This is a genomic window from Chitinophaga pendula (assembly GCF_020386615.1).
GTDB classification, from domain to species: Bacteria; Bacteroidota; Bacteroidia; order Chitinophagales; family Chitinophagaceae; genus Chitinophaga; species Chitinophaga pendula.
Map to the genome: position 1 here is coordinate 306,177 of NZ_CP077769.1, position 18,319 is coordinate 324,495.

The following is an 18,319-nucleotide window of genomic DNA, read 5'->3' on the forward strand; positions in this document are numbered from 1 at the left end:
CCACATCATAATAATCGCCTTCAGGGTATAAGAAGACGCGATATGGCAATGTCCATGATAGGACTACTGTGCTTCATTATCATTGTTCTCATCCCTTGGCTACTGGCAGTTATACGCCGATAAAATCAAAGCAAATAAAAGACTGAAAAATATGGAAGTTGTACACAAAGGCTTTACATCCGAGCAGGTTAGCCTTATTAAATCCCAGGTAGCAGATGGCGCGACTGATGATCAGCTTCGGCTGTTTCTGTACCAATGCCACCGCACCGGACTGGACCCATTGGCAAAGCAGATATACTGCCTTTTTCGTAACGCTAAGGATAAGGATACAAACAGGTATGTGAAGAAGATGGTAATTCAGACGTCTATTGATGGATTTCGGGTAGTGGCCGAGAGAACGGGTAACTACGCGGGGCAGGACGAACCAGTTTTTATTGAGGATAGTACCGGGGGCCTCGTATGTGCAAAAGTTCCGGTTTACCGGTTTCGGGGAGATCAAAGATATAAGGCTGCTGTAGGGGTTGCGTACTGGGCTGAATATGTACCCCAACCAGGCCAAGATACAATGTGGCGGAAAATGCCTCACGCTATGCTTAGCAAAGTTGCTGAAGCTATCGCATTAAGAAAGGCTTACCCGCAAGACCTTTCAGGTTTGTATACGAATGATGAAATGGCGCAGTCTGCTGACCAAACAACAGAAGTGGTAGACGTAGTAGCAATGGAAGTAAAAGACACCGAGGGCCTCGATATGCTAATAGACAGCTGTGAAACGATACCCGAGCTAGTTGCACTCTATCACAAACATGCCCAGTCCTTTGAGCAGAACCAGGAAATTAAGCAACGATTATCTAACCGTAAAGAAGAACTAAGAAATGCAAAACCTGCCACTGCCTGACGTAGTCAGTATGAAGATACTACCCACTAAGGGTAATATAGCCACCATCGCCCAAAACATAGCGCAGGACGTTATTGATGGGTTTAGCGATCCTTTCGATACGATAGTAAGAGTTGAGGCGATAAAAAAGGTCTGCGAAGAGGTCCGGGAAAATTTGGAGAAGCATGTACGTGATGAATTGGACAAGTACCAAGGTAAGCCGGTCGGTAAGTTAGATGCGAAGATAGAAGCGGCGGAAACTGGTGTGAAATATGACTTCACTGGTGATCCAATATGGAGATCGATCACGGCAGAAATAGAGCCTTTGGTTGAGAAGAGAAAGGCCCGTGAATCTCTTCTAAAGACATTAACAAAGACAATGGTTGAAACAGACCCGGAGACAGGAGAAACATTTGATGTGCCACCACCTGTTAAGACTTCTAAATCCACATTCAAAATATCATTGGGGAAATGACAGTACAAACACCGCAATTGTCAGCGATACTGACAGAAATAGAATCCGCCAACTATACAGAGGTACAAAATATACCCCTGCTGAATGATTGGCTTTTTAAGCTAATGGGCTGGAATGCCTTCGCTGGTCAGCAAATGGCAACAGCTAAGAAACTCCTAAATGAGGCAAAAGTTAAAGCATACGATACATACGTATTTAGCCGCGCTGCTTCCGGACTACAAATTTCACCCAGCATGGCAAAGGACTATGCTGCTGCTCGGTGCTCTGAACAAGAATACAACTACGATCTGTCAGAACGATGTAGTAGGAGCTGTGTACACGCTATAGACGGAGTAAGAACAGTTATATCAGCGCTCAAAACAGAATTATCTACCATAACATACGGAGGCATATGATAGGAGAAACCGTCGCCATACGTGGCAAAACAGGCATTACCCGGATAGTGAGGGTGCTAGACCGAACGGTTAAAGATGGATTACCTTATTACATTATCCGGGATGAGACGACTCTAAAGCAGTCAGAGGCAGAAGTAAAGCCATTCGAAGCAACATTTAAAGTATTCCGCGGTTTGGTTAAACCGAGGCACTACAAAGGATCAGGGCCTAAGAGACAAAAACGAGGTAAAAGATAGTAAACATGCAGCAGCTCACATTTGATTTGACGTCGCCCAGTCCGATTAATGCAGCAAAATTCACCAGGCAAAACAGGTTGATTTATCAGCATTTGGCTTGTGGCCTCACCATTAATGTATTTCAGGCCATATCGCGCTACCAAATATATCATTTGCATAGTCGCTTATCGGACATCCGTAACAAACACGGCGTCCTGGTCTATGATCGCATGATACGGGTTAAAGATTCATCGGGCAATATGGTTAGTTGCAAGGAATATTCATTAAAAGAGTTCTGAAAATGATAACAATAAAAACGACTGATTTAAAGGAGTTTATCCGACTTGCTAAGGGGGTTACAAGAAATAGTATAATACCTGTTCTTCAGTATGTGATGTGTCGGTGTGTCGGCGACACTATGACTTTATGCAAAAGCAACCAGGAGACTGTAGTCTCGCATGATATAAGTGCTGAATTTGATGAGAATATATCTTTCCTGGTGGATGACAAGACTTTGACAGCCTTTGTAGCTACCGCTGAGGACGAAGTATCAATACGTTTAAACGGAAACAAAGTTACATTGATATCTGGTAGTGTAACGATAGATACGTTCTATCCTAATGGGGGTGAAAAGGATTATCCCGATCCTCCTACCGCCGTGTCTGATACTTCTTACCTGTTAAACAGGCATGTGTTAAAATCTATCGCTGTGGCTGGGACATACTTGTCAGCATTGGATAATAACCCTCTTTCTTTTTGTTATATACTCCCGGCTGAAGATAGGTCTGTTATAGTGGGTACTGACGCGCACATCTTGTATTTAACAGAAATCGCTATTTCGCTTCCCAATATAGTGTTGTCTAAGGAGGCAACGGTTCTAGTGGGTGCATTCGATAAGCTGCAATATTTCAGCTATCAAAACTACAATGTCTTCAACGCGGGAAAGACTACATATGCTTTCATCAAACCAACGTATACAGCTCTCCCTTACAAACGGGTATTAGATTCAGCCACAAGCCCCGGACGGATGACCGTTAACCGGAAAGATATAATAAGGTTCTGCGAGGCAGCGCTGGGGGTAAGTACCTGCAAGTGGACGATAGGCACTCTTTCAAATTCGGATGATGGGTTAACGCTAGGATACTACGAAGAGAGCGTATCTCTGTCCAACGTCATCACAGCGGAAAAAAATTTTGTTCCTGCGGTCTTCAACTTTAATACTCGCCTGCTATTACATGTTTTTAAATCCCTTCCTGGCGAGTATCTGAGCCTGCAACCAGGAGAACGAGCCAATGGTACTATGTACTTCGTTCGGAGCGAGCAGGAGGCTTCAACCGTCGCGCTAATTAACGGTTTGGTTTAATCACTTTAAACATTAAATACTATGGCAAGGAAAGACAGACTTTTTGTAGAAGAATTTGAAGAGGTGGACGATATGGTGGAGATCACATATGATAGCAAGGTAGATACCGGCAGGGACACCGGTATACTCTTTCAGGCTGATAACCTATTGGATTATCAACTAATGGAAGCCTTGACGGAGCTTATAAAGCACAAGAATAACATCCGGTTGTTGCATCGCCTTCAGGAAATGCAACATGAAGAATTCTAACAAATGCATCAGGAGGATCATACAATGGCTATGCGATTTTCCGATACAAACGAATGGGAAGAGGATTGGTTTATAACTATGTCGGGGGAATACCAGCACTTGTGGAAGTACATAAAAGACAAGTGCGATGTTGCCGGGGTGTGGAAACCAAATGTAGCAATGTTTCAAGCTATTACAAAATTCAATGTAAGCCTGGATTCATTTTTAAAGAAAGTGAATGGGGGCAAACTAAGAATCATAGTACTGGAAAATGGGCGGTGGTTTATTCCGGGGTTCATAAAGTTTCAGTATTTCAATAAACAGCAGGAGTTTGAACTATTACTAAATAATCCTCTTCATAAATCATTGTATCAGAGCTTAAATACTAATTCTGTCGATTTGGGGGCTGTTAGGGGGCTAATAGCGGTCTGCCAGCCCTCCAAGGATAAGGATAAGGTAAAGGATAAAAAAAAAGAGTTAGTAATCTCTTATTGTTTTAATGAAGAAGAATTTAAAAAAGTATTTAATGAATGGATATGCTTTCGGAAAGAAAAAAAGAAGCCACTAACGCAACTTTCAGTTGACAAGCAAATGGACTTTTTAGCTGGCTATACAGTACAGGAGGCATGCCAGATCATCGAAGAAAGCATTAGAAACGGTTGGCAGGGCTTGTTCCCGCTCAAAAAAATAAACAATGGAATCTCGCGAAAGCAGACAGTTACAGACAGTGCAGCAGCAGTTAACGCCGCTTTCGATGACCTCATCGGAAGTCTGGATGCAGAAATGCGCGGCAGGGGATAGGTTACAAGAAATGAGCACTGAGGTACTATTTAAGGGCCTTCCCCGGGCTTTAAACCAGATCGGCGTTATTACAGGCTTAAAGGTGGAATCAAGCCCGGAGTTCGCCAGGGCATTCGCTCAGGAGGTAAGTATCTTCCTCTATAATCACTACGGTATACTCACCCTCGACGAAATAGTTTTAGCGTTTCGGCTGAATGCCTCCGGGGAATATGGCGACATTATCTCTCATTATGGCCAAAATTTAACGATCGAGCACATAGGTAGGGTCTTGGTCCAGTATAAACAAAGGCGGGCAAAATTGGCGGTTAAAATCCAAAATCAGGAAAAGCTGCCCGAGGCACCAAGGCCAACATCTTCCGCGATTGACGAAGAGGCAAGGCAATTCGCAAACGAGTATTACCGGAAATATCTAACCGGGGAGATGACCGAGATCACAATTTCGTATGCCCATTTGGTGTATAATGACCTCGATAGGTTTGGAGTGCTTAACCTGGATAAGGAAAAGAAAATAGGATACTACAAGGAGGCACTGCTATTTAGGAAAAAGGAATTAGGATTACCAGCGGCAACGAAAGATGAAAGAAAGGCGATTAATAAGTTGGTACAGTCGTATTTGGAAAAGCAGGTTCCTGTGGCAGAAAAGGAGTTGGTGCGGAATTACGCACGGCGACTGGCACTGCTAGATTATTTCAAAGCCTTAAAAGGTAAGGATATAAAAAAAATATTTGAAGATGAGCGAATACATGAAGGAACGCCTACAAATGAAGCTGGAAGGCAAGAAACAGGGAAAGGAGAAGCCAAAAAGAATTCGACCAGTCAGCAAGAAGAGGCAGCAAATTAACCGGGAGTATTCGGAAATCTCCCGCCCGATTTGGCAGGATAAGCCGTGTATGATCCGTGCGCCTGGTTGTTGGGGCCGCGCCCAGGGTATCCACCATCCGGGCGGCAAAACAAGTGTAGAGGCTCTATTGGATGAAAGAAATATGATTGCCTCCTGTAACTATTGTAATGCCTTCGTAGAGCAGCATGACGCCTGGGCCCGGATAAGAAAGTTTAAGGTGTCCCGCTTGAATAAGTTGAATGATTAAACGGTTTGGCAAACACCTTCTATACATTCGCACCTACTTTCCCAATCTCCGCATTCGTCCCAATTGAAACAAAGTTTTATTTGGCAAATAGGTCTCATTTCTATGGAAGCGCCTCCGCCCAAAATGTCCTTCATTTCAGCGCGTGATATTACAGGATATTTGTTAAGGAATTTCATAATAGGGGTTTTGAATAAAGTTAAGTTTAGCTACGGAGTTCAAAACGCAGTACGTGATAAATACACTATGCAACGAAAAATAGGCAGTCGTAAATGAAGTGCTAGCAATTATTAACCGTTCATAGTCTGTAATCTATGGAGTATCAATAACGCTTCGTTTCTGTGGTGGGGAATAACCCCGTCGGAGGTGGCATTAGTTGATATCCCAGAACTCCATATGAATTTATCTTTATTGCCGTCCGGAAAAGTTACAGATAATTCGTATTCATATTTGCTTAATTCATTTACAACAACATGATTTCCGCTTTCGCAAGTAAACTCTAAAGGGTAGTTGATCATGACGGGAATTTCGAGATCGGTAGGAAATGCCTTTTTTTCAGCAGTTGCAAATGCATCCTCATAATCGGATCGCTTCAATATCTTACCCAAGTCCCCTAAGCTGCCGCTAAATATATAGTTTCCATTTGTTTCTTTAGTTACAAGCAAATCTAAAGATGTGTTTTCAATAATTACGGTATAGATACTATCGGCTGGTGTATTTGCTATGCCTGTCCAGGGCGGCATAACTCGTGTTGCTGTCGCCGAGTAGCTTCTGTCGTTCGAACTGAACTCAAAGTGAAACGTATCAGATTGTTCCATGTTGGGGATTTTACACAAACTACATAATAATTAGTTCTTGCAAAACTATTTTGGGAAATGAATAAAATGAACAGATTAGAAATTTGATATGTGCCTTTAGTATTTAGTACACCAATTCTATAATAAACCATCCCCCTGTGTGAAATGATCACGGGCTGTATATTGGAAGTTGAGGCCATCCAGAGTAACGCAGGGGGATTTCTATGTGTATGTTATACATGCTGCGTTTAGGGTTCACCGATCTGAACTATCTTGAGTAGATAACCACCAGATATGAATACCCAAAAAGAATTCTCTGTAGTATCCCGTATCGAAATGAAAGAGATCAAAGGCGGAGGAAACCAAAAGTCAAATCCGGATTGCTGGTACTACCAGTGTTTCAACGGTGCTATTGAATGCTCGTATTTGAATGGCTGCGCTTGCAAACTAATCGGGAGTGGTGTCTTAACCTGGACTTGTGTCGCAATACCACCGAAATAGTTCCTTCTGATTTTCCCCAAACGCCTATGCTGTGAAATATATCGGTGCTATACTACATCCTCGTACTGACTGTCAGCTTCTGCGAGTAGAATTCGCGACGTTCATTTTATATTCTTTACTCCAAAAATAAAGCGAATGAAAAAGTTAAAACAGTTCACTACTATCCCCCGTATCCAATTAAAGAAAATTACCGGCGGTGGAACTAATAAGGCAGTCCTAGCTTGCGCTGGATTTATTTGTTGGCGTGAGGGGCAGGTATGCCCTCCTGGCTGTTTCTGCGACAGTAAATATTGCCAAACGGCAGATTAATAAAGTGCTGCTGAAGTAGTTCAGATCGATTTGTCATCGATAAAGCTCCGTATTCATTATCTCAAAAACAAAACAAATGAAAAAGTTAAAAAATGTTGTTGGTATATCCCGTGCCGAATTATGAAAATTATCGGTGGAGGAATTGGAAAGTTTGCAATTCCTTGTACTAGTATTATTTGTATAAATACTGCACCTTATTGCCCAGTAAAGGCATGCGTTTGTACTGGTCAGATTTGCGAGAATCCAAGACCATTACCTCCTCCCGGTCGGCATATTTAACAAGTTTTTTTGAACATCCATCTTAAGAAATCCGGGATTTTATTCCGGATTTCTTGGTTTATGGACAGAATAGTCTGTACATTTGTTGTATCTCAACTTCCAATGAGTACGGCCGCATTAAATGCGGTATGACAAAGAACGACATATTTAAGACCATCGACAAAGACCCTCGTTTCCGTAAGGCTTGCCAACTTGTAGCCACTGAATCCGAGGCTGACGACCTATACCAGGAGGTTGTATTAATTCTACTTCAGTTACCAGAGGATAAGCTACTACAGCTATCCGGATCATGTCTTTACTGCTACTTTGCCCGCATTGTCGTGCATGAATACTGTTCTTCCCGTAGCAAATACCATCGTAAATACCGTAAAGATCAACTACCCCTCAACCGAGATACAAGGGGGGTAATAGATGCTTTGTATTCTGACCAGCCAGATGATGAAAACCTGCATGACGACATAGCTAGTGCCTTACGTCAACTGAACGAGAGGGAAAGGCAAATGATAGAGCTGTACGCAGAGCTAGGCAGTACCAGAAAGGTAAGCGAGAAAACCAAAATCCCGGTTACCACCGTTCACACTGCATTAGTAAACGCCCGGAAGGTTATTAAATCCCACTTGAACAAATCCTTATAGAATGGATCACCTTATGTTAATCGTTGGGCCTTCCGCCCTTGCATGGCTATTTGTAAACGTCCTTCAGTTCCCGCGAATTATTAAGCGGGCAATGTGGGGCGATGATGTCAGGAAATGGAGACAGCTAAAACCCATCGACTGTGATCTTTGCTTGTCTTTCTGGTTTGGCATCGGCCAGGCTATTTATTTCCGAACAGATCCCCTAATAAGCACTTATATAGGATGTGCAGCCGCAATACTCACAATTTTTATAAACAAATTTCTTAATAAATGAAGTTTACAGACGAGCATATAGCCTTACTGGATGAATACATGCCTATATGGGTACGACTGCGGGACGCCCACTATGTCCGTAATATGGAGGGTCGCATATTGGAAACCCTACAGCGTATACATAACGAAGCCCTGCACGTACATTTTTACAACCTCTGGTGTAACAGCTGCGTGGCCGAAATGATCCGGATATTGTATGTGAATTACGAACAGTTTAAAGCCGTTAGAAATGTGCAACAAGCGAAGCCTGAGCAAACGGGAAGCGATAAACGCAATAGTCGTAATAAGAACGCATAAGGGCAGGAAGGCAAACCGCAAAAGGAGAGAAAGTAGGTTTTATTTCTGTGAAGAGTGTGAAACCTTTCATTTAACCAGCAGCAAAGAAAGAATGTATGGCAAAGACAACAAAAGCAGCAAAGAAGCCCACCACCCGTAAAAAGACGGCAACAGTAAAGAAGGCGGGCCGACCTTTGGCTATCGAGACACCCGAGGCACTTACTGATAACTGGGAGAGGTTTAAAGAGCACTGCGACAAAAAACACTTTGAATATGTTGCATCAGCTGGGAAGAAGATCGCCCTGCCCAAACGTCTCGTCTATACGCTAGAAAGGTTCATGGTATGGCTGCGGATTTCCCGCGAAACCTGGTCCAACTACAAGGAGCGCCCTCCATATCTTGACGCTATAAAAAGAATAGAGGAAGAGGTGTTTGCCCGTAAAAAGGAGGCAATGATCAACGCAGAAGGCAGTACTGCCGGGCTGATCTTCGACATGAAGGCTAACTACGGCATCAACGAAAAGACCGTCATACAGCATGAGGGCGGTTTTGATATCACGATGGACCTGGGCGGACCTGGTAGTGAATCTAAATAGGCTGAGTGGGCAAGACGCATATAAGATATACCCGGCCATTTCTCTACAACTACCAGCGGAAGATACTGGACGACCCTGCGAGATTTACAGTCACAGAAGCGTCCACCAAAGTCGGCAAAACTGCATCGCACGTCATATGGTTGATTGAGAAGGCTATAGCGCTGCCCAACCTGGTGCTGAAAGGCGGAGGCCACCCACCCCCGGGTAGCTCGGTGTGGTGGGTGGCTCCTGTATATGGGCAAGCAGAAATTGCATTCAACAGGATGCGGAAGCAGGTAAGCAATAAGGCATTTTTTCGCGTCAATGAAAGTAAGCTCCGCCTGACCCTGCCAACCGACGTAAACATCTATTTTAAGTCCGCAGACAAGCCAGATAACCTATATGGGGATGATGTCTATGCAGCCGTCTTTGATGAATTCACCAGGGCTAAACAGGCAGCATGGACGGCATTACGGTCTACCCTTACATTCACGAATGGTCCTTGTAAGTTTATTGGCAACGTAAAGGGTAAAAAGAACTGGGGCTATCAGCTGGCATTGAAGGGGAAGGCGGGAGAACCTGGATACAGCTACCACCGAATAACGGCGTACGATGCCGCAGCGGAAGGGCTGTTAAGCTATGAGGAGATAGAAGCAGCGAAGAATGACCTACCGGAACACGCTTTCCGGGAATTGTATTTAGCCGAAGCTGCGGAAGATGGTAGTAACCCGTTTGGCGAATCTCACATCACAGCATGCGTGAAGCCAATTAGCGACCTTCCCCCTGTATGCTTTGGTATCGACCTTGCCAAATACACAGACTGGACGGTGATTGTTGGCCTGGATATCAACGGTGATGTATGTTACTTTGATCGGTTCCGTAAAGACTGGAAGCAGACCACAGAGACTATATGCAATCTCCCGGATTTGCCCATGCTGATAGATAGTACTGGTGTGGGAGACGCTATAGTGGAACAGATACAACGTAGCCGGCAGTACGCCGAAGGGTTGAAATTCACCCCTATAAGTAAACAGCAGTTAATGGAAGCACTGGCATGGGCGATTCAGAACGGGGAAATCGGATATCCTGATGGGGTGATAACCGGTGAGCTGGAATCTTTCGAGTTTTTTCATACACCTACAGGTACACGATACACGGCCCCCGCAGGCTTTCACGACGATACTGTTTGTGCCCTGGCCCTTGCCCGCTACTGCTATATCAATAACCGTCAAAATGGCTTGTATGCCTTTTCATAAAACGCATAACCATGTGGGATAAAGTCACTTTAGGAATGTTTCAGGCACTGGACGACATTAGGAACAGTCCGAACTTTGAATCTGAGATTGAGCGGGACATTAACATCCTTGCTTGCTACACAGGTAAGCCGATACACCATTATGAGGTAATGCACCTTACCGATTTGCGCAGGGAGTTGCATAAAATCCGCTTCCTATCCGAGGACATGCCAGTATCCAAGCCGTCCAAATATCTAAAGGCAAATGGACGCACGTATAAGGTCGTTTACGACTTCCGTGAACTACGCGCAGGGCAATACATAGATGCAATGTCTTTCGGCAAAGATCGGGGCGCTATGGTGCAGGAAATGCATAACATTCTTGCAAGTATCTGCCTGCCGGTTAGAAAGTCACTTGTTAAGGGAAGAAACCGGCCCCAGATATACGGATCAATACCGCATAATATCGTTGCAGAGGATATGAGGGCCGTAAATTTCCAAGAGGCATACGGTGTGGCGCTTTTTTTTTATCAACTCTGGACGGAATTCTATCAAAGTACTCAGGGCTGTTTCCCCCAGTTGTTGATGAAGGCGATGAACCTGAGCCTGGAGCAGATGCAAAGATTGGAAGCCGTTTCCATGATCGGTGGGGATGGGTACAGAACGCAGCATGTATAGCAGAGTTTGAGCGTATCAGATTGACGGAGGTCTATGATTTGTCTGCTATCCATTTCCTGAATAACCTGGCCTATCTGAAGGAGAAACAAGTACATGATGAAGAAAATCGTAAGTAATGGCCAGTGAGAGTAAGCTACAAAGGCAGCTTTTAGAAAGCGGATTTCTCGACGATATAGGGCAGGCAAGGGGCGGTGATAAGCTGAAGTTTACCAGCGTTGAGCAGGTATTTATTAAGCATATGGGGCAGCTATTAAAGCGTCTACAGGAAAGAGTAAATGCCCCGCAATGTGCTGATAAAGAGATAACAGCCAGCGGTGGGCTATCAGCCTCTATGCGCTTTGAGTATACTTTTCTTGGCGTCTTATATCGGGCACAATTCTATATGGCCAGCTATGCCGACTACCAGGATAAGGGGGTCCGCGGTCTAGGTAGTAATAATCAAAATACCACGTCCCCTTATTCATTCCGTTTTAAAAATGCCTCTCGCAACCACGTGGACGCAATCGAAGGCTGGTTGAAAGAGAAAAACAACCTCACCGATAGGAGAGCACCGAAAGGGTTATTAACCGCCGGTAAGAAGAACCATATTAACGACGCTATACAGACTAACCGGTCTATCGCATACGCTATTGCTGTTGCAGGCAAATCAAAGGGGCTGAAAGCTCAAAATTTCAAACAGGGTGCTATTGATGACGTTATGCCCGGTCTTATGAAGGAGTTAGCGCAGGCAATGGCAAGAGATATTAAAATCAGCATCGACACATCCGTATTACAATGATAACAATACATGATAAACCGCAGACATTTACACCTGCCTGGAATTCGGTTAGCTACATGATCAGTTCAGATAACTATATGCAGCCTGATTTTAAGTTTGTTGCGGATGTATATTCCGGTGGTTCACTTTTAGGAACATTGAAATACCAGGCAGAGCCAATAGGTAGCGCGCCTGTATTTGTCGAGATAGGAAGATTGATCCAATCAACAGTATCGGCTAACTACTGCCGATTAAACACTGTTGTTGCGCCTGATGTAGTAGTGGTCGCTGGTGGCGCAGTGTCTGCATATAGCGTTCAATTTGGCGAGCAGTACAGTGGAACGCTCCATGCAAACCTTAACAGTCATAGTGGATATGCGTTCAATGGCGCGCTAAATAATATGCGGTTTGCCTTCTTTGATTATACAGCCCTTCAGAATACACGGTTTTTAACCCCGTTAAGCCGCTTTGTTGCTCGTAAGCAGGATAGCGTTATGTTGTCGGTGATTCAGTCAGATACGGCCCCTATAGCATTATTTGAGCTGAAGATTTATAGCGCTACCGGTGTGCCGGTTTATACCGGAACTATTCCCAATCCCTATACGAGTCTGACGGCGGTTAACAATAGAGTCTTACACCTTCATGTAGGATTCAACCACCTGGCTACCGTGCTGACATTGCCGCTTAATGTAGTATCGGTAGCTGCGTACTATACTATATCTATGTCTGGTGGTGGGGCGGTACGGATCGATCTAAATAGTCGCTGCGAAAGGATACCCAGTGTACGTCTGCATTTTTTGAACGAGTTAGGGGGATTCGATTCTTTCAACTTTATGTTAAATTCCATCAGGAGCATAGAGACAGAGCGGAAGTCGTATTATCGACAACCATCTAACCGCCGTACCGGATATGATCCTACAGAACGAAGGTTTGAGACGTTGCAACGAAATTACGCTACATCCTATACTGAGAAGGTACGGGCGGTTAGCGATTTTCTTACAGACAGTGAATCCGAAGGATTAGAACAACTCATGCACTCTCCCTTAATCTATCAGGAGGTACAAGGGGAGGATTACGGCAGTAGCGGGAAATTATTAGTTCCTATTGAAAATACAATCACGAGCTACCAACGGAAGAGAGTAAGCGCTGACAAGCTGTTTAATCTCGAAATAGACCTACAATTAACTACACGTAACATCCGCCAGGGTATTTAATTGTATTCCCTCCCGTACAGATATACCTTTTCGACCTTATATAGGTATGATCAGGACAACGATTATCGTAGAGGGATATAAAGTCGACTTGCTAAAGGATATAGCGACCGACTTTACATACTCTGTACAGGATATACGGGAGCCAGATAAACGCAATACCGACTATTCAAAGACGATAGAGTTACCAGGAACAGCCTATAATAACTCTTTGTTTGCCCATATCCTTGAAGTGAACATAGAAAACGACTTCAATGCTGCGCTGGCGAATATCGGGTACAACTTTAATCCAAATAAGGTTGCAAAAACTGTTGTCTTAGTAGACGGTGTTGAGGTATTCAGAGGCGTAATGCAGCTAACAAAGGTGCGCAGTGATAGGGGAGTGGTGATCTACGAAACGAACGTCACGGGGAGGCTTGCTGACATTTTGTACTCGATGGGAGATAAGAAGTTAGCAGACATACCATTTTCCAATTTGAACCATATCTTAACTGTCGATCACCTACAAAACGTATGGAACAATCCCGATAGTTTCCGTTATGCATATCCATTAATCGACTATGGTATGTCGAAAACGGGAGTTAGTTACCCACTTAACAACTTTGCGCCTGCAATATATGTCAAGGAATACATAGATCGCATTTTTGCGCAGGCCGGGTTTACATATAACTCCCGATTCTTCAATACTCCCTATTTTAAAAGCCTGATAATACCCCCCACAGAAAATAGAGAGTTCACCACCAGTGGTGAGAAAACAAAGTTTATGCGGCTATACTCCCGCTACGAATCCCAGTCAAACAAGCGAACGGGTAACAACTGGCGAGAGGTAACAGTACCATTTGTTAATGTAGACTATGACAAATACCGTTGGCATTCCGGTGATAATCACCATATAATTATTACTAATCGGCTAGAAAGTAGCTTTCAATTTAGCCTGAATTTTAGGCACCACAACACACGGGGCCGAGGTTGTGAAATATTTGTTTTGAAGAATGGTAATAGAATTCTTACACAGCAAGTTGATAGCCGGTTTGAATTCAGAGAGGAAGTAATAGAGGTTCCCCGCCAGTTGTGGGAGGTAGGGGATACCATCCAGCTTGCTTTCAATATGCCGCCGAAAAGTACAGTTACATGGGAAACATCCTCTACCTGGCTCGCGCCTTCTCCAGTAGATCAAAGCCAGTATCCTATTGACGGGAATGCCGAAATTGACATGGCCCAGCTGGTAAGTAAGTCAGTTACACAACGGGATTTTTTTAAGTCAATAATACTTATGCATAACCTATTCGTGTTCACCGATGAGAACGACGAAAGGAATCTATTTGTGACGCCTCAAATGTGGTTCTACAGTACATATGCTGTAGATGCTGTAGACTGGACTTGTAAGGTGGACTACAGCAAGCCGATAGACATTACCCCTATGGGCTTACTTACTGCGAGGGAATACAGCTTTACCTACAAAAAGGACAACGACTATTGGGGAAACGATTGGTATTTCACGCGATATAATGAAACCTACGGGCAGCGAACATATGTTGTTGACAATGATTTTCAAAAGAGTACGCAGAAAATAGAACTCATATTCAGCCCTACCGTGTCTGTTCAAGAAGAGGGGAGCAGACGAGTGATACCCCACATCTATAAGAAGGATAAGGAGGGATCAAGGCAAAGAGACGCGTTTAATATTCGCATCCTGCAATATGGTGGGCTGCTTGACAGCTTAGACGATAGCGGTAGGCCATACGCCCGATGGGAGATTGTAGATACGTTTAACAACGTTTTAGGTCAGTTTGTCCAATATCCTTATGCTGGCATGACAGATCATCCCACATCCCCCACACGTGATATCTGCTTTTCCCCACCGAGAGAATTAAAATATCAGGTAGATAATCCCTATCCCAATGTAGGGCTGTATCGGTATTATTGGGAATCCTACCTAAAAGAGATCACAAACAAAGATAGCAAGCTCGTCGCTCTATTTGTCTACCTGTTACCGATGGATATTAGCCGCTTGGATTTTAAGAGGCTGGTAAAAGTTAATAACGTGTACTACAAGCTAAACAAAGTGCCGGGCTATGACCCACTTAACGAGGGAAGTACACAAGTCGAGTTATTCAAGACCGCGGTAAAAGTTTCTATTGAGAAGCCTGGTTTCCTTTTGCATGGGAATGACGGCTATCTGCTTCACGATGATACTTCACCTGCAAGAATACCATACGCTTAATGGATAAGAAGCTAAATCTGTTAGACCCTGCCGGGCCGGTATCAGGGAATGACATAATCGGAATAGTGCAGGACATGGCAACCGGTAAGATGTTATATACATCCGCCCAGGCTCTTAAATCCTTCGTGCTTGGCGGTGCTACAGCTGGCGCGCGGATATACTTTAGTCCTGGTGTGCCCGGCGTATCCGTTGGAGTTGATAACGATGTCGCTTTTGATACGCAGGGGAAGGGAATGTACTTGAAGATTTCCGGGAGGTGGATACTGCAAGACTTTTATGGATCAACCGGTGGGATGCAAAGGATCGCCGCAATTATTCCGACTGAAAGGTCGAGCTATCAAAACTCTGCATTAGCTGATTCTGAGGTTCTTGATGTGTCGTTAGATGGCATAGGATTAAAGGAGCGTACCACCTCGGGTACACTTGCACAGGATGAATGGCGACAAAATAAGGAAGATCCATCTATCGTAAACTTTGGGCAGGTGTTACCGGCAGGTGTCTTTATTCGAATTCTTTATAACGTATAGGCATGGCAGAAAAGGTAGAAATAGGAATCGAGGTCAACCCTGGAGATTCAGGAAGGACAGTAGCTAACATAAAGAAAGAGATCAAGGAGGCGACGGCGGAAGCTATAAGGTTAAGCCGAGAGTTTGGAGAACTATCCCCGTCTGCCCAGGATGCAGCCAAAAGGCTTGCAGGACTGAAGGATGAAATGGCGGATTTAAGCGAACGTGTTGCCCTGTTTGATCCGGGTAAAAAATTCGCTGTATTTGGTAACGTTGTTAACTCAGTTGCCGGTGGCTTTACAGCTGCGCAGGGCGCTATGGCTGTATTTGGGTCAGAAAGTGAAGACCTGCAGAAGCAATTGGTTAAACTGCAAGGGGCAATTGCATTGACACAGGGGCTTTCTACGATTGCAGATAGTTGGAAAGATTTCCAGCGCTTAGGCCTGGTGGTACGTACCTATGTTGTTACGGCCTTTACTACGTTGCGCGGTGCGTTAATAGCAACTGGCATTGGTGCGCTGATCGTTGTCGTTGGAACTTTAATAGCTAACCTGGAATCAGTCGAAAAGTGGCTAAAAAAGATTATACCAGGATTTGAAGGTTTTGCTACAATTCTGAATAAACTTAAGGCGGTCGGCTCCGGCCTTGCGAACGCATTAATTGAACCGTTTAAAGTCCTGGGTGACGTGATTTCTAATCTCTTTAAAGGCGATTTTTCCGGAGCTATAACAGCTGCAAAGGGGCTTGGAGAGAGGTTAGGTGATGCTTTTAACAAGGGGTTTAATGACGCCCTACAATCACAGCGACAGGCCGCAGCAGCAGAGGCATTAAAAGCGCTTAATGAGCGTTTGGAAAGGGAATTGAAGGTAAGGAAGGCTTACGGTCAGAATGTCGCAAGTCAGGAAGAAGAGATAGCAAGAAACGCCGCAGCTGCGAAGCTATTGGAATTCGGAGCAGACAGCAAAGAGTATTTAGATGCCCAGGCAGATTTTAACGCAACAATAGCATCCAATAGGAAAGCAGCAGCAGATAAAGCAGCGGCCGATGCAAAGAGTGCCGCCGATAAGAACAGAGAGTATGCAATGCTTGCCCTAAAGGACTTACAAAACCTTCAAGCATTAGAGTATAAACAGGCGCAGCTTCGAGGTGATAACCTGTATAAGCTAAAGCAACAGCAATTAGAGGCAGAAAGGCAGTTGCTTATCTCTTACGGACAGTCTACAAAGGATATACAGCAACAAATTGACTTAGAAATGCTCGCACAGCGGGAGCAGCTGACATCCGTATTAAAGGACAAGGCATATGCAACCACTGGAAATGTTTCGTCTCTGCTTCAAAATGTAGGGAAGGCTTTGGTAGACCTGGAACAGAGGAATATAGAAGCGCAAACAGCGGCAAGAATTAGAACGGAGGAAGAAGAAGAGGCCAAGCGGCAAGCGTTCCAACGCACAAATGATTATCTGTCCTTTATTGTCGATAACAGGGCGGAAATGGGAAATACGGAGGCCGCTATTGCTGCTGCCGCTGCCGCAGTTGTGGCCTTTCAGGAGAATGCAAAACAAGATGCGTTCACGCAAACTGCTAACGTATTAAAAGCCGCTTCCGGAGTACTTGGGGCACAAAGCAAAGTGGGGAAAGCCGTAGCTATAGCCTCTGCCACAATAGAAGCAATATCCGGGGCTGCAAAATCTTTCACTGCACTGGCGGGTATTCCTATCATTGGTCCTGGGCTGGGTGCTGCCGCGGCTGCTGCGGCTTTGGTCGCTGGCTACGCACGTGTGCGCCAGATCGCTAAGGTTCAGGTTCTGGGTGGTGGTGGGGATTCACCTGGGTCGCCTCCCAACGTATCCATGTCCGCCCCATTACAGCCAAGCATACCTACTAACAACAGCACGATAGTCGATCGGCTTGATGATGTCAATAGCAATCTTCGTGAATCACGCAGGGTGTATGTATTAGAAAAGGATATCACCGACACCCAGGACAGAGTTGCAAAAATTGAACAGAACGCAAAATTTTAAACAAAATGGATTTACCACTGTATCAGTTGCGCCTTAGCGATGATGAATCAGACAATACACAAGTTGAATATGTATCACTTGTAGAACGACCCGCCATACAAAAGGACTTTTTAGTATTTAATGAGACTGTTCATTTTGAGATACAGGACGAAGAGCAGCGGATACTTACCGGTCCCGCAATGATACCAAACATGCCGATTTTTCAACGTAATGAAACATATGGGGAACACTACGCATTATTCGATGCGGAAACAGTAAAAGAAATAGCGTATCGCTTTTTCAAGAAAGGGTTTCAATCCAATATCAACATTGGGCATAGGCGGGATGATCTTGCAACAGATAGCGTATTCTTCGAATCCTGGATAGTGGATAGAAAAATAGGTAAATACCCTATGGGCGCTTTTTCGGAGGTTCCAGATGGGACATGGTTCCTATCTGCAAAAATAAACAATGATGATACGTGGACGCGTATTAAGTCAAAAGAGTTAAAGGGGTTCAGTGTAGAGGGTTTTTTTCAATATGTGCCGGAGGATCACGATGACATGACAGATGATGAGTTTATGGCGCAGCTTGCGCGAATACTTAAAAGATAAAACAGGCTGCGAAT

At 44.4% G+C, this 18,319-nt stretch carries 21 protein-coding genes; 20 read left to right on the forward strand and 1 reads right to left on the reverse strand.

Going from position 1 to position 18,319, the window contains the following annotated elements; genetic code table 11:
* The first annotated feature begins 151 nt into the window (after positions 1 to 151).
* The 9 genes from bet (at position 152) to KTO58_RS01190 (ending at position 5,439) form a co-directional block, all read left to right on the forward strand.
* The gene (bet, locus tag KTO58_RS01150; RefSeq protein WP_157753296.1) at positions 152 to 895 is read left to right on the forward strand and encodes a phage recombination protein Bet; all 744 of its coding nucleotides are present in this window, start codon (positions 152 to 154) and stop codon (positions 893 to 895) included.
* 10 nt (positions 896 to 905) lie between these two features.
* On the forward strand, positions 906 to 1,349 hold the full coding sequence (locus KTO58_RS01155; protein ID WP_157753295.1) for a hypothetical protein: 444 nt from the start codon (positions 906 to 908) through the stop codon (positions 1,347 to 1,349).
* Positions 1,346 to 1,744 carry a hypothetical protein gene (locus tag KTO58_RS01160; RefSeq protein WP_095841145.1) on the forward strand — a complete coding sequence of 133 codons (399 nt, stop codon included), beginning with the start codon at positions 1,346 to 1,348 and terminating at the stop codon, positions 1,742 to 1,744. The genes KTO58_RS01155 and KTO58_RS01160 overlap by 4 nt, the downstream gene beginning before the upstream one ends.
* 241 nt (positions 1,745 to 1,985) lie before the next feature.
* A complete protein-coding gene (locus tag KTO58_RS28855; protein WP_095841143.1) occupies positions 1,986 to 2,258 on the forward strand; it encodes a helix-turn-helix domain-containing protein in 273 nt (90 codons plus the stop codon).
* 2 nt (positions 2,259 to 2,260) lie between these two features.
* Positions 2,261 to 3,322: a hypothetical protein gene (locus tag KTO58_RS01170; RefSeq protein WP_095841142.1), complete on the forward strand. Its 1,062-nt coding sequence runs from the start codon at positions 2,261 to 2,263 to the stop codon at positions 3,320 to 3,322.
* Between the two features lie 21 nt (positions 3,323 to 3,343).
* On the forward strand, positions 3,344 to 3,571 hold the full coding sequence (locus KTO58_RS01175; protein WP_095841141.1) for a hypothetical protein: 228 nt from the start codon (positions 3,344 to 3,346) through the stop codon (positions 3,569 to 3,571).
* Positions 3,572 to 3,574: 3 nt separating this feature from the next.
* The gene (locus KTO58_RS01180) at positions 3,575 to 4,351 is read left to right on the forward strand and encodes a phage replication initiator YdaU family protein (RefSeq protein ID WP_225860003.1); all 777 of its coding nucleotides are present in this window, start codon (positions 3,575 to 3,577) and stop codon (positions 4,349 to 4,351) included.
* Positions 4,305 to 5,192 (forward strand): hypothetical protein, encoded by an 888-nt coding sequence (locus tag KTO58_RS01185; RefSeq protein ID WP_225860004.1) that lies wholly within the window; start codon positions 4,305 to 4,307, stop codon positions 5,190 to 5,192. Before KTO58_RS01180 ends, KTO58_RS01185 begins: the two co-directional genes overlap by 47 nt.
* A 49-nt stretch (positions 5,193 to 5,241) precedes the next feature.
* Positions 5,242 to 5,439: a hypothetical protein gene (locus KTO58_RS01190; RefSeq protein ID WP_095841137.1), complete on the forward strand. Its 198-nt coding sequence runs from the start codon at positions 5,242 to 5,244 to the stop codon at positions 5,437 to 5,439.
* Between the two features lie 287 nt (positions 5,440 to 5,726).
* Here the strand turns inward: KTO58_RS01190 and KTO58_RS01195 are convergent, their stop codons facing one another.
* Entirely contained in the window at positions 5,727 to 6,254 is a 528-nt protein-coding gene (locus KTO58_RS01195; RefSeq protein ID WP_095841136.1) for a hypothetical protein, read from the reverse strand.
* A gap of 1,196 nt (positions 6,255 to 7,450) precedes the next feature.
* Between KTO58_RS01195 and KTO58_RS01200 the strand changes: the two genes are divergently transcribed.
* The 11 genes from KTO58_RS01200 to KTO58_RS01250 all read left to right on the forward strand — a co-directional run bounded on the left by KTO58_RS01200 (position 7,451) and on the right by KTO58_RS01250 (position 18,305).
* Positions 7,451 to 7,957 (forward strand): RNA polymerase sigma factor, encoded by a 507-nt coding sequence (locus KTO58_RS01200; RefSeq protein ID WP_095841135.1) that lies wholly within the window; start codon positions 7,451 to 7,453, stop codon positions 7,955 to 7,957.
* 270 nt (positions 7,958 to 8,227) lie between these two features.
* The gene (locus tag KTO58_RS01205) at positions 8,228 to 8,527 is read left to right on the forward strand and encodes a hypothetical protein (RefSeq protein WP_095841133.1); all 300 of its coding nucleotides are present in this window, start codon (positions 8,228 to 8,230) and stop codon (positions 8,525 to 8,527) included.
* Positions 8,528 to 8,622: 95 nt separating this feature from the next.
* Positions 8,623 to 9,102 carry a terminase small subunit gene (locus KTO58_RS01210; RefSeq protein ID WP_095841132.1) on the forward strand — a complete coding sequence of 160 codons (480 nt, stop codon included), beginning with the start codon at positions 8,623 to 8,625 and terminating at the stop codon, positions 9,100 to 9,102.
* 5 nt (positions 9,103 to 9,107) lie between these two features.
* Positions 9,108 to 10,337: a hypothetical protein gene (locus KTO58_RS01215; protein WP_095841131.1), complete on the forward strand. Its 1,230-nt coding sequence runs from the start codon at positions 9,108 to 9,110 to the stop codon at positions 10,335 to 10,337.
* A gap of 11 nt (positions 10,338 to 10,348) precedes the next feature.
* Complete coding sequence (locus tag KTO58_RS01220; protein ID WP_095841130.1) at positions 10,349 to 10,993, forward strand: hypothetical protein; 645 nt, start codon at positions 10,349 to 10,351, stop codon at positions 10,991 to 10,993.
* A gap of 115 nt (positions 10,994 to 11,108) precedes the next feature.
* The gene (locus KTO58_RS01225) at positions 11,109 to 11,771 is read left to right on the forward strand and encodes a hypothetical protein (RefSeq protein ID WP_095841129.1); all 663 of its coding nucleotides are present in this window, start codon (positions 11,109 to 11,111) and stop codon (positions 11,769 to 11,771) included.
* Positions 11,768 to 12,964, forward strand: a complete 1,197-nt coding sequence (locus KTO58_RS01230; RefSeq protein WP_095841128.1) for a hypothetical protein — start codon at positions 11,768 to 11,770, stop codon at positions 12,962 to 12,964. The genes KTO58_RS01225 and KTO58_RS01230 overlap by 4 nt, the downstream gene beginning before the upstream one ends.
* Before the next feature lie 46 nt (positions 12,965 to 13,010).
* Positions 13,011 to 15,185 (forward strand): hypothetical protein, encoded by a 2,175-nt coding sequence (locus tag KTO58_RS01235; RefSeq protein WP_095841127.1) that lies wholly within the window; start codon positions 13,011 to 13,013, stop codon positions 15,183 to 15,185.
* Positions 15,185 to 15,712, forward strand: a complete 528-nt coding sequence (locus KTO58_RS01240; RefSeq protein ID WP_095841126.1) for a hypothetical protein — start codon at positions 15,185 to 15,187, stop codon at positions 15,710 to 15,712. Before KTO58_RS01235 ends, KTO58_RS01240 begins: the two co-directional genes overlap by 1 nt.
* 2 nt (positions 15,713 to 15,714) lie before the next feature.
* Positions 15,715 to 17,712: a nitrogenase component 1 family protein gene (locus KTO58_RS01245; RefSeq protein WP_095841125.1), complete on the forward strand. Its 1,998-nt coding sequence runs from the start codon at positions 15,715 to 15,717 to the stop codon at positions 17,710 to 17,712.
* A 5-nt stretch (positions 17,713 to 17,717) separates the two neighbouring features.
* The gene (locus KTO58_RS01250) at positions 17,718 to 18,305 is read left to right on the forward strand and encodes an XkdF-like putative serine protease domain-containing protein (RefSeq protein WP_095841124.1); all 588 of its coding nucleotides are present in this window, start codon (positions 17,718 to 17,720) and stop codon (positions 18,303 to 18,305) included.
* Positions 18,306 to 18,319: the final 14 nt, after the last annotated feature.